An 11,753-nucleotide genomic window follows, 5' to 3' on the forward strand; every position below is an offset into this window, starting at 1 on the left:
ATCAATAGGCTCTAGTTGCGACATAGGTAGTGAGGATACTAACCACCTATGCCGTCAACAGAGTGCGGATAAGTCCAATAAGGATGTGTAACTTTGAACAACTTTTTTGGAACAGGGATAACTCTCTTAAGAACGCACTTAGCTTAAGTGTCATTTTCTAATGTGTTATGCGTTGAGGCGGTATTCCAGGGCTGTTAGATGACCTTCCTGGAATACCCGGCCTTGCGCTGGGTGTTTTTGATGAAGAAGAATATTTTAGCCATTTCCTTACTGGCAGCGTCAGTATTTGCAGTTACCGCTTGCGGTGGTGATGACAAGAAGGGTGCTGATGCAGCTGCAGCTGTTAGCGCAGCAGCTAACGTAAAGGTTGATGAGAAGAGCTCTTTTGAGGACAAAGTTTCCTATTCTGTAGGTGCTTCTGTTGGTTCTTACATTGCAACCATTCACCGTGAGCAGAGCGAGTTCATTGGTAGCCTTAACAACGACATCGTTATTAAGGGTTTCATCGATGCATTAAACTCTTCAACCACCTTATCTGAAGAAGAGATCTCTGACACCTTAGTAACCTTAGACAAGAAGGTTCGTGAAGGCGTAGATAAGAAGCAGAAGGCTGATGCTAGCAAGACCTTAGAAGATGGCAAGAAGTTCTTAGAGGAAAACGCCAAGAAGGAAGGCGTTAAGACTACTGAGTCTGGTCTACAGTACAAGGTTTTAAAGGAGGGTAAGGGCAAGACTCCTACCCCAACTGATACCGTTCGTGTAACCTACAAGGGCACCTTAATCGACGGTACTGTTTTTGATGAGCAGCAAGAGCCTATCTCATTCCCACTAGCTAACATCATCCCAGGTTGGATTGAGGGTCTGCAGTTAATGAAGGAAGGCGGCTCTATGGAGCTGTACATCCCATCTGATCTTGCTTACGGCGAGATGGCCGCAGGCGACTTAATTAAGCCTAACTCAACTTTAGTATTCCGCATTGACTTAGTTGAAGTTGTTGCTCCAGAGGCTAAGAAGAAGTAATTTTCTTAAGTCCCTGATACAAGCCTAGCTTGTAGCAAAATGAAAAAAGGCCCTAAGGTAGATTACTTTAGGGCCTTTTTTCGCTTTTGACTTAGTTAGATGTTATAGAGGTCTAAAGTCATCTACTGCCAGAGGGGTTGGAGCTTCAACATCTTTGGTAGCTCTCTTGCCAAGGAAGTCTTTTAATCTACGTGGCTCCAGACCGCAACCAGGGCGCACAATACGCACGTGATCTTCAGTGAGCACATCACCAGCTTTTAAAGAACGCACTAAGTATACCGAGCGGCGATCAACACGCTTTTGCATGTCGATATCACCAAGCTTAATGCCTTTGACGCCTAAGGACATAGCTGCAATAACGCTTTGATCTTTGAGATCACGCAGCTCTTGAGGAGTCATAGAAAAAGCTGCATCAATACCGCTGTCGCGATCGCGAGCAAAGTGCTTTTCAATCATGTCAGCGCCCAAGGCAGTCGCTGCAATATCTAAAGTATGGCCGATAGCGTGGTTAGAGAGGCCAGCCTTGCAGCCATAACGCTCTTTGAAAAACGGAATAGAGTTGAGGTTGAAAGTCTTAGGATCAGCTGGATAACGGCTTTCACAGTGCAAGATAGTCAGATCTTTACAGCCATTATCTTGAGCAACTTTCACTGCATAATCGATTTCTTCTAAGGTAGCTAAGCCTGTAGACATGACCAGAGGCTTTTTAGTCTGAGCGCAGTAGGCGATGAGCTGAGGGTAGTTAAGCTCAAATGATGCAATCTTATAGACTGGGCATCCAGCCTTTTCAAGCACGTCAACATCATCAGGGCAGAATGGGGAGCTAAATAAAGAAATGCCTTTAGCACGAGCATGGGCAAATAAAGGATCCATCCACTCACGAGGGGTTTTAGCCTCTTTGTACAGATCATAGAGCTTATATCCACTCCACAGTCCGCTATTGATTCTAAACTCAGGGCGATCACAGTTAATGGTAATGGAATCTTCAGTATAGGTCTGAATCTTTACCATATCGGCACCACACTCATGCGCAAGGTCGATAAGCGCAATGGCCTCTTCAATACGACCCTGATGGTTGCCTGATATCTCGGCTACAATGACAGGAGGACGTGGCTCAAAAGTTTCGTCAGTACCCTCAATAGTAAATCTCTCGCCCATTAGTAACTCCTTAAAGAAATCTAGTTAGTGCCGTTGGCACATCCACGCCATTATAAACCGCTAGCACTCAATTAGTGTCTAATACAGCACGCCAAATGCCAATAAAGCTGCATTCATGTGCAAAAACCAACAATGCACGTTCTCATGTTATGTTGCTGAAAAAATAGGCCCAAATGAGCTATTGTGCAGCTGAAAAATGAGGCCCAAATGAACTATTGTGTGGCTGAAAACAAAGAAGGCTCAAATGATTTATTGTGTGGCTGAAAACAAAACAGGCCCAAACCTGATGGAGTGGGCCTGTGTGATCGTCAATTGTGTCTTGGGGCTATGGCAACTTGTTTAAGTTTTCCACGGCTTTGAGTACTTGCTCTTGAGTGGCTAGACCTAAGCCCGAATCTACGACCTTGCCAGTCTTATCAAGAGTTACAAAGAATGGCACGCCAACAACGTGGTACTTGTCTACTAATGCCTTGATGCTAGGGTCAGCTGCATCAGTAATATTGATGACTACACGACGCATGCTTGAGGTAGCATCTAAGAAAGGCTTTTGTGAGTAAATGGTCTTCTCCATGTACTTACAATTGGTACACCACTCAGCTGTGAAGACTACGTATGACTTGTTATTAGCAGTTACATTCTTTAAAGATGACTTACTTGATGCGCCATAGAACTCAGAGTAGGTATTATGGTCATTGTTCTTTTGAATGTATGGCAGCGACATGAAAGTCAGAGCTGCGGCAGCAATACAGCTTATGCTAGTGGTTAATACCGCCATCTTCTTACGTACGATAATGTATAAGATGGTGCTCAAGGCATATGCGCTACAGATAAAGATGGTAGCTGCAGCAAAGAGTGATTCTGAGCGGCCCATCATATGACGGGTAATGACATAAGCGGTAACGACCAGAATAATGGCCATAACACGCTTAATAACCTCACCTGCGATACCTGAGTGCTGTAAGAACTTAGAGCCAAATACACCAATAATAAATAAAGGAGCAGCCATACCTAAGCCAATAGCAAAGAACACTAAGGAACCGATCATGAGGTTGCCACTTTGCATAACGTACAGCAGAGCACCTGCAAGCGGTGCTGAGGTACATGGGCTAGCAATTAAAGCTGAGAGCAGGCCTAAGAGGAATGCACCAGAGAAGCTTCTGGTGTTGAGAACTGAGATCTTAGACTGCAGTTTATTGGTAAAGCCTTGCGGTAGCTTGAGCTCAAACCAGCCAGCACAAGCTGCAGCACAGATTAAGAGCAAGATAGCGATCAGAGCGGTTAACACAGGGCTTTGCAGGAGGCCATGCAGCTGAGCACCTAAAAGTGAGAATGCCACGCCAAGAACGGTGTATGTTAAGGAAAGACCCATGGCATAACCAAAGTTTTGCCATGCTAGATGTTTTAGGCGTTCGGCACGTGACAAGAGATCTAAATCGACATTAGCCTTTTTCTGATTATGACTTGATGGATCCATTGGGCGACGATTGCCATTCGATCCAATGATCATGGCAGAGAAAATTGGCAGCATTGGCAGCACACATGGAGTGAGGTCAAGGCCAATACCCAAGGCAAAGCATAACAATAAGCCGATGAGTAAATTTTCAGTCAGCAATGCACTGATCGCATCTGACTTGCCCTCAGTATCAATCATGTAATCCATGACGCTACGCTTTTGCGCAGGTGGATTAAATGATTTAGTTACGGTCTGTTCACTAGAGGTAGTGGCACTGTCAGAATCGCTAAGCTCATCTTCATCTTTATCATCTGCATCAGTGGATGTAGTTTCGCCTTCAAAGTTATAGTTACCAGTGGCGTATTTAGATAGCTCCTCAACTGAAGTTACACCGATCTTATTGAGATCTTCGGTGCTGTACATGCTTTGAGTTTTGAAGTTGTAAGCATCTTCATTAGAGCTATTGTTGTATTCACTAGCATGACGAGAAAGGTTGCTAAGGAGCGCACTACCAACAGCTACGGTAGGCTCAATACCATTAGGAGGGTAGTCTTGATCTAATGGTGCCTCATGCATCTTATCCATGTCGTTTTCAGACATGATTGCAGCTACATTTGCCTCAGAGTAGGTAGTTGTGTTTTCAGAGTCCTTGGTTGCTAAAGCTTTAGCTTCATCTTTTGCTTTGGCTGCCTTGCTTGCCTCTTCTCGAGCTAGGAGTACTTGATCCTCGCTCATGGTCTTTTTAATGACAAAGGTAAAGCGTTGTGGTGGATAGCAAATACCTGACTCGTCACAGCCTTGATAGTTAAAGTCTAAGACTGCGCCAGAGGTGGCCTTAATTAAAGGGACGCGAATATCTACACGATCAAAGTAAACCTCGGAGGTGCCTAAAGCATCTTTGTGGATGACAGCTTCAGGCATGATTGGGTCACTAAAGCGTACTTGATCTTTATTGCCATTGATGAGGATAGAGCTTTTATAAACGTATGACTTATTGCGCATCGAGATAGTGAAGACAACATCTCCACCATCAAGGTCTGCATCCATATAAAAAGGTAAGGTATTGACTAAAGCAGGAGATCCTGCATAAAAGAAATTGTTCTCTAGTCCACCAGAGCCATTTAAAAAGTCGGTATTGACGGTAGGAGGCGCGTTCTTGAGTACTCCGCCAGTGTCAATTTCATTGATACCAAAGCCGCCAGAGAATTGTTGTGAGTCAATTACGACAGGATCGGTAAGTCGTTGCTCGCTTACTTTTGCCTTGTGGTTATCGGTAGCGGCATTAGCAGCGCCTACACTTAGAATGCTACAAAGTGAGATGGCACTAGCTATGACAAGGCTCTTCACTTTTGACAAGGTAAGGGCAGATAAGGGACGGTTAGCTAATGAAATAAGCGTCATAATCCTCATTTAGCGCGTATACCACAGGCTATATCAAGCGGAGGACGCGCTTATCTCCTTTAAAGTACAGTTAAGAAAGATTTCGTTTTCAACGAGCTTTGGTCTTATGTAGCTGATGAATTGCTGATTAACTACTTGCAACAGTTGCTAATATTACAACGCATGATACGGTTTTTTCTTAGCATCTTGCTAAGTAATGTAAGTCACAGGCATAAGATTCTCATTGCACAGATTTGGCTGCCAGCCTCATAAGAGGCAATCTTAAAGATGAGCTTGCATAGTAGCACGATACAAGTAATAAGCTTTTGCATGCACAAGCAGCCTTCTTATGTTTTCTTGAGTGGAGTTTAAATAAGCTCTAAGTAAGATTAGTCAAAACACCTTATCTTGTACTTTGTGTACTGTAATATCGCAACGGCTCTAAAACGTGAGATAATTAGGAAATAATGAATGCTGTAAAAGCCTAGGCTAACTCAATTGATTTGAGTAAAACTGCATAGATATGTGCTTGTGTGTGGTATGCCAAATTGCCGCAATGGATCTTTTAGTAGTTGAGAAAAATTTGCACTAATGATCCATCAGTATAAATTTGCAAAGCCAAATATAATAGAGATACAGGCCTATCATCTGTTAAAAGAAAGCTGCTTCGACAATTCATAAAACGACCTTTACAGTCTGTTTTAGCAGTTGAAGAATAGGTTTGCATTGGAAAACTTATAGATAAGAGACTCTCTCTTATCCTTACCCCCGCGCATCAGAACAAGCTTATGCTTGGCGCTATTGCACTACAAAGAGTACGCTCTCGAGCGTGCTTTTTTAGTTTATACACCATTAAACGCCTGTACTTGCCTTTCAGGAGCTCCGTATGCCATTACTTGTCATCTTCTTTTTATGGGTTGCACTAGAGATTTATGCATTCGTGCTTGTGGGTGACGCTTTAGGCTACTTAGCTGCTATTTTCCTTATTTTTGCCATTGGCTATATCGGTGTAGCAATTACTCGTAAGGTTTTAGCCCATGACCTTAAGGCCTTGCACTTTGCAATGCAGATTTTAATGAATACGGGGGCAGGCGATGAGTCTGATCCTTTATTTAAGAAGGTGATGAGCACTATTGAAAATACTGATGCTAGTGCTAGAGGCGCATTCATCTCCTCCTTACGTATGCGCTGCTTAAAAGATCAGGGCATCATCGCTTTATTTGTTATTCCAGGTTTTATTACTGATGCTTTTGCACTGCTGTTTTTACTACTGAGCTTAAAGTCAGGCTTAGTTGAGGGTATGTTCTCAGGTAAGGTCTTTGAAAAGGCAAGTGTTTTTGGCTTTGCTAGCAAGGGTACAGATCCTTATGGCAAAAGTGCTCGTGATTTAGAAAAGGAAGCTGAGGCATTTGCTAAGGAACAACAGGGCAATATTCCAACTATGCGTCCAGATGCAGGCAAGGCCACAGTAGAAGAAATGAAGTCACGTTTCCAAGCTGAAAAAGAAGTCAAGGATGCCAAATTCGAGGAGATAAAGGATGACGAATAACTCTCCTCTTCAAGCTCTAATGTCGCAACGTCAGCTGATACGAGTGGCAAGATTTCTAGAGCGACGATGCTCTTTTAAATAAGCCTAGCCTTAATCATGATTAGGCAGACATTACATTAAGCTAACTTTCATCAGTACATGCTCTTAACAGCTTGAGTGCACAATGTGCACCCGTAAGCTTTTTCCATGGCTTTATAGCTAGAGTTATTTTTAGAGTGTGCAATAGATAGTTATCTACCAATACAAAACTCAAAGACCAAAGGATTTTCAAGAACAACTTTAGTTAGGCTGCTTTGAGTTTTCAAACATGACTTACTCTTGTCGAGAAGAGTGTCATGTTGTTTTCTTTATCGTTTTGCAGAGGTTAAAAATGTCCCAAGCTAAGTACTACATACTACTGCTAGTAGTATGCTTGATTTGGGGTGCTACACCGGCTAGCGGTAAGTTCACCGTAGAGGCCTTCTCTCCTTTACTCATTACCGGCACTCGTTTTGCCATCATGGCTGCGATCTTATTCTTATACCTAATCATTACAGGCAATAAGAAAGACTTAAAGCCATCGCGCGAGGTGCTCTACATTGCAGCAGCAATGGGCTTTATGGGTATCTTAGTGCACAACGGCTTGCTCTTTTATGGCCTTAACTACACCACTGCTACTAATACAGCTTTAATTGAGAGTATCGGCCCAACTGCTACTACCATCTTGGCTTTCTTCTTCTTAGGTGAACGCCTTAGCAAAGGTGGCTGGGTCGGTATTGCTATTTCATGTGCCGGTGCCGTCACCATCGTCTCTAAGGGATCTATCAACAATTTGTTAAACCTCGAGTTTAACTATGGTGACATCATGATTTTGGTCTGTGAAATTGCATGGTCAGCCTATGCTGTTATTTCATGGAACATTCATGGTCGCATCGGTACTATCGGTATGACCGCTTGGTCAGGTATGTTCGGTGCGCTGATGTGCTATAGCGTTGGTGCTGTTACAGGTACTTTAGAAATCTATACCGTGACTCAAGAGGCTATTTTAGGCTTTGGTTACTTAGTGTTCTTCTCAGGTCTGTTTGCCTTCGTATCCTGGAACTACGCTATGTCCATCGTGGGTGCCTCTAAAGCCGGCGTATTTGTTTACTTAGTTCCTCTAACCGGTGGCTTTGTAGGCGTGCTTTTCTTAGGCGAGGAGATTCTACCTGCTCAAATCATTGGTGCTTTCTTGATTTTATTTGGTGTAGTTATTACTACCCGCGCCAAGGTTAATCTTAAAGTTGCCAAAGATGTTAAAGCAGCTGAGAATGGTTTGCCTACCTCAGCTGAAAAAGATCTGCTGCAGCGTTTCCCAGAGCTTGCTCAAAAGCACAATGAAAAGCTCGCTGCTAAGGGCGTAGAGATTCCAAATGCTAGCGATGTGGCTAAGTCCATCGAAAAGGCTACCATTGTCAAAGATAAGCTAGCTGCCCAAAGCGCAGCCACCTTAGAAAGTGCTACTGCAAATACAGGTGCGCCTACTACCTTAGAAAGTGCAAATACAGATGCGCCAACTACTACCTTAGTAGGCGCAGCTGCAGATACCGAAGCTGCAGCCACGCTAGAGGATGCTACGACAGCTAAAAGTGCTGACAAGGCGCAAGCTAAAGGCTAGAAATTAAAGACTTAACAAGCGATGAGGGAGCATAATGCGCCCTCTTTGCTTTTTAGGGGTACAGAAAATCGAATCAAGGCATTTGAGGCGCTTAAAAGATCTTTTAGTTGATACTAAATCTCAAATACAGCATTTATTCTTGAAAGTTAGCTGGCGCTAAAATGGCATATTTATGCGCTTTTTATGGTGAGTGCTGCAATCTTTATAAAGTATTTAGGAAAAAATTTTGTAACTTGGCCTTGAAATGCAAAATGCCCATCCCCACTTAGTATTCTGTACGGGTAGATTGTCATAAAAGATCGACGTACTTAAATGATTGGTTTGCATGAGGGGCTGTTTGAGTCCTTTAGATTTACAAAAGAGGGCAATGGGAATTGTTCCTCACAAACCAGTCAGATTTGAAGCACCTAGCTTATAAAGCAGGTAGCCAGAGTTTTTAGCATATGAGTTTCATCAACATGCACTCAGGCACAGATTGATGAAACCTGGAATTTTCAGGCATAAAAATGAAGTTAGTTCCTTTATACGACCGTGTAATCATCAAGCCATTTGAGGTTGAGACCAAGTCCGAGGGCGGCATCTTATTAGGTTCTGCTGCTCAGAAGTCAACTCGCGGTAAAGTTATTGCCGTTGGTAATGGCCGCATTCTCGATAACGGTAGCACCGCTCCTTTAAGCGTTAAGGTTGGCGACGTTGTTGTTTACAACGAAGGCTACGGCACCAAGAAAGAGCGCTTAGACGGTGAAGAGGTTTACATCCTCTCCGAGAGCGACATCTTAGCAATTGTTAACGAGTAAGATTTCAGGTAGTAAGGATTAAGAAAAATGGCTGCTAAAGACGTATTTTTTGGTAACGAAGCACGCGCTCAGATGTTAGAGGGCGTAAACACCTTAGCTAACGCTGTTAAGGTAACTTTAGGTCCTAAGGGCCGTAACGTAGTTCTCGATAAGGCCTACGGCGCTCCATTAATCACCAAGGACGGTGTTACTGTAGCTAAGGAAATCGAGCTTGATGGCAAGTTCCAGAACATGGGCGCTCAGATGGTTAAGGAAGTTGCTTCTAAGGCCAACGACGCTGCTGGTGACGGCACCACCACCGCTACCGTTTTAGCTCAGGCTATCGTTACTGAGGGTTTAAAGGCTGTTGCAGCTGGTATGAACCCAATGGATTTAAAGCGTGGTATCGATAAGGCTGTTGCAGCTGCTGTTGCTGAGTTAAAGACCTTATCTACCGAATGCAAGGACTCTAAGTCAATTGCTCAGGTTGGTACCATCTCTGCAAACTCTGACACCACTGTTGGTAACTTAATCTCCGAGGCTATGGAGAAGGTTGGTCGTGACGGCGTTATCACCGTTGAAGATGGTCAGGGTCTTGAGGATCAGTTAGACCTCGTAGAGGGTATGCAGTTCGACCGTGGCTACTTATCCCCATACTTCATCAACAAGGCTGACACTGGCTCTGTTGAGCTTGAGAACCCATACATTCTCCTTTGCGACAAGAAGATCGCTAACATCCGCGACATTCTTCCTATCCTCGAGGGCGTAGCTAAGGCTGGTAAGTCATTACTGTTAATCGCTGAGGACGTTGAGTCTGAGGCATTAGCTACCTTAGTTGTTAACAACATGCGCGGCATCGTAAAGGTTGCTGCTGTTAAGTCCCCAGGCTTTGGCGATCGTCGTAAGGCTATGTTACAGGATATCGCTATCTTAACCGGCGGTACCGTAATCTCTTCAGACTTAGGCATGGAACTCGAGAAGGCAACCTTAGATGATTTAGGTGTTGCTAAGCGCGTAGTTATCACCAAGGACAACACCACCATCATCGACGGTGCTGGTGAGGCTCAGGACATCGCTGATCGTGTTGACCAGATCCGTAAGCAGATCGAAGAGTCAACCTCTGAGTACGATCGTGAGAAGCTCCAAGAGCGTGTTGCTAAGCTCGCTGGCGGTGTTGCAGTAATCAAGGTTGGTGCTGCTACCGAAGTTGAGATGAAGGAGAAGAAGGCTCGCGTTGAGGACGCTATGCACGCAACCCGCGCTGCTGTTGAAGAGGGCGTTGTTCCAGGCGGCGGTGTTGCTTTAGTTCGCGTAGCTTCTAAGATCTGCGGCAAGATCGACGGCGACAACGAGGACCAGAAGGTTGGTATCAAGGTTGCCCTGCGTGCTATGGAAGCCCCATTACGTCAGATCGTTGCTAACGCTGGTGAAGAGCCATCAGTTGTTGCTAACAACGTTCGTACCGGTGAGGGCAACTACGGTTACAACGCAGCTACAGACACATACGGTGACATGATCGAGATGGGTATTCTTGATCCAGCTAAGGTAACTCGTTCTGCTCTGCAGTTTGCTGCTTCTATCGCTGGTTTAATGATCACCACCGAGTGCATGATCGCTGACGCTCCTAAGAAGGACGAGCCAGCCATGGCCCCAGGCATGGGCGGCATGGGTGGTATGGGCGGCATGGGCGGCATGATGTAATAGCCCGTCGTAAGGTTATCCATACGTACTTAAGACCTAAAGGCATCTAAGCTTAATCAAGCTTAAATGCCCTAGGCATCAAATGGCTCCTAGGCTCACGCTTAGGAGCCTTTTTTATGCCTATAAACTAAGGCAAATCTAGGTTTGTTTTGCTATCTTAAGTGGCCCTTTAGTGCTTAAGCTAGCAATAGCTAGAAATGCTTTAATTTTTGGAGATAGCTATGGAGCTAGTTTCATGGTTTACCATCGTCGGTGCGGCCGGGCAATGTGCCTTTGGTGCACGAATGCTGCTGCAGTGGCTTCTCTCTGAAAAAGCAGGGCAGGTGATAAATCCTGCTATGTTTTGGTGGCTGTCGCTCTTAGGCGCGGTTTGTATGAGCGTGTATGGCTTTTTACGCAATGATGCGGCCATTTTGCTCTCTCAAGTGCTTGCCTATTATGTGTATGTATACAATCTACATCTGAAAGAACAGCTCAAGCATTTAAAGAGAGTCGGCACTATTGCTATTTGTATCCTGCCGCTTGTCTTGCTTGCCTGCCTATTAACTGACAATGATGCCTTTGCTAGCCTCTTTTTAAATGAGGAGCACATACCAAGCGCCTGGCTCATTTTTGGTACCGTAAGCTACTCACTCTTTACGATCCGTTATCTTTATCAGTCATTCATTTCTCATCATGCTGGCCAATCACTGTTGCCACTGCCATTTTGGTATATCAGTATTGTTGCCGCTGTATCAGTTCAAGTGTACGGTATATATCGTTCTGACATCGTGCTGATCGTCAGCCAAGCAGGCGGTCTTATCGTCTATATTCGCAATATCATGCTTCACTATAAGCACAAGCGTGAACAACAAATCAACGCCTAGTGATTATGGCTGCTAAAAACTGCTTATTAGCTTGGTATGCCAATGCTAGCTATAAACTGCTTATCAGCTTGGTATACCAATGCTAGCTATAAACTCATAACATAAACTATTAGTTAATACACAAGCTCTTTTGCACAATTGCCTCTTTAGCATAATGTCTATACTGATGTTGCGCCTTAACAGGGCGTAGACATGGTAAATGGCCTATATTATC

8 protein-coding genes are annotated in these 11,753 nt (G+C 44.2%); 6 read left to right on the plus strand and 2 right to left on the minus strand.

All coding sequences use genetic code 11. From position 1 onward, the window contains the following. Nucleotides 1-240 precede the first annotated feature (240 nt). Entirely contained in the window at nucleotides 241-1,020 is a 780-nt protein-coding gene (locus RDO37_RS10340; protein ID WP_308499023.1) for an FKBP-type peptidyl-prolyl cis-trans isomerase, read from the plus strand. Nucleotides 1,021-1,122: 102 nt separating this feature from the next. On the opposite strand, the gene pseI is transcribed toward RDO37_RS10340, so the two are convergent. Then, a complete protein-coding gene (gene pseI / locus RDO37_RS10345) occupies nucleotides 1,123-2,178 on the minus strand; it encodes a pseudaminic acid synthase (protein ID WP_308499024.1) in 1,056 nt (351 codons plus the stop codon). Between the two features lie 325 nt (nucleotides 2,179-2,503). Then, complete coding sequence (locus tag RDO37_RS10350; protein ID WP_308499025.1) at nucleotides 2,504-5,032, minus strand: protein-disulfide reductase DsbD domain-containing protein; 2,529 nt, start codon at nucleotides 5,030-5,032, stop codon at nucleotides 2,504-2,506. Nucleotides 5,033-5,897: 865 nt separating this feature from the next. Between RDO37_RS10350 and RDO37_RS10355 the strand changes: the two genes are divergently transcribed. The 5 genes from RDO37_RS10355 to RDO37_RS10375 all read left to right on the plus strand — a co-directional run bounded on the left by RDO37_RS10355 (nucleotide 5,898) and on the right by RDO37_RS10375 (nucleotide 11,539). Then, nucleotides 5,898-6,560 (plus strand): FxsA family protein, encoded by a 663-nt coding sequence (locus RDO37_RS10355; protein ID WP_308499026.1) that lies wholly within the window; start codon nucleotides 5,898-5,900, stop codon nucleotides 6,558-6,560. Between the two features lie 370 nt (nucleotides 6,561-6,930). After that, the gene (locus RDO37_RS10360; protein WP_308499027.1) at nucleotides 6,931-8,196 is read left to right on the plus strand and encodes a DMT family transporter; all 1,266 of its coding nucleotides are present in this window, start codon (nucleotides 6,931-6,933) and stop codon (nucleotides 8,194-8,196) included. Between the two features lie 506 nt (nucleotides 8,197-8,702). Beyond that, nucleotides 8,703-8,993 carry a co-chaperone GroES gene (locus RDO37_RS10365; protein WP_273325120.1) on the plus strand — a complete coding sequence of 97 codons (291 nt, stop codon included), beginning with the start codon at nucleotides 8,703-8,705 and terminating at the stop codon, nucleotides 8,991-8,993. Between the two features lie 27 nt (nucleotides 8,994-9,020). After that, the gene (groL, locus tag RDO37_RS10370; RefSeq protein ID WP_027939069.1) at nucleotides 9,021-10,673 is read left to right on the plus strand and encodes a chaperonin GroEL; all 1,653 of its coding nucleotides are present in this window, start codon (nucleotides 9,021-9,023) and stop codon (nucleotides 10,671-10,673) included. Between the two features lie 221 nt (nucleotides 10,674-10,894). Further along, entirely contained in the window at nucleotides 10,895-11,539 is a 645-nt protein-coding gene (locus RDO37_RS10375; RefSeq protein ID WP_308499028.1) for a lipid-A-disaccharide synthase N-terminal domain-containing protein, read from the plus strand. The last annotated feature ends 214 nt before the right edge of the window (nucleotides 11,540-11,753 follow it).

Source organism: uncultured Anaerobiospirillum sp., assembly GCF_902485895.1.
GTDB lineage: Bacteria > Pseudomonadota > Gammaproteobacteria > Enterobacterales > Succinivibrionaceae > Anaerobiospirillum > Anaerobiospirillum succiniciproducens.

Coding starts and splice junctions, on each gene's coding strand:
- RDO37_RS10340 (WP_308499023.1), top strand. CDS start 241: ATGAAGAAGAATATTTTAGCCATTTCCTTACTGGCAGCGTCAGTATTT.
- pseI (WP_308499024.1), bottom strand. CDS start 2,178: ATGGGCGAGAGATTTACTATTGAGGGTACTGACGAAACTTTTGAGCCA.
- RDO37_RS10350 (WP_308499025.1), bottom strand. CDS start 5,032: ATGACGCTTATTTCATTAGCTAACCGTCCCTTATCTGCCCTTACCTTG.
- RDO37_RS10355 (WP_308499026.1), top strand. CDS start 5,898: ATGCCATTACTTGTCATCTTCTTTTTATGGGTTGCACTAGAGATTTAT.
- RDO37_RS10360 (WP_308499027.1), top strand. CDS start 6,931: ATGTCCCAAGCTAAGTACTACATACTACTGCTAGTAGTATGCTTGATT.
- RDO37_RS10365 (WP_273325120.1), top strand. CDS start 8,703: ATGAAGTTAGTTCCTTTATACGACCGTGTAATCATCAAGCCATTTGAG.
- groL (WP_027939069.1), top strand. CDS start 9,021: ATGGCTGCTAAAGACGTATTTTTTGGTAACGAAGCACGCGCTCAGATG.
- RDO37_RS10375 (WP_308499028.1), top strand. CDS start 10,895: ATGGAGCTAGTTTCATGGTTTACCATCGTCGGTGCGGCCGGGCAATGT.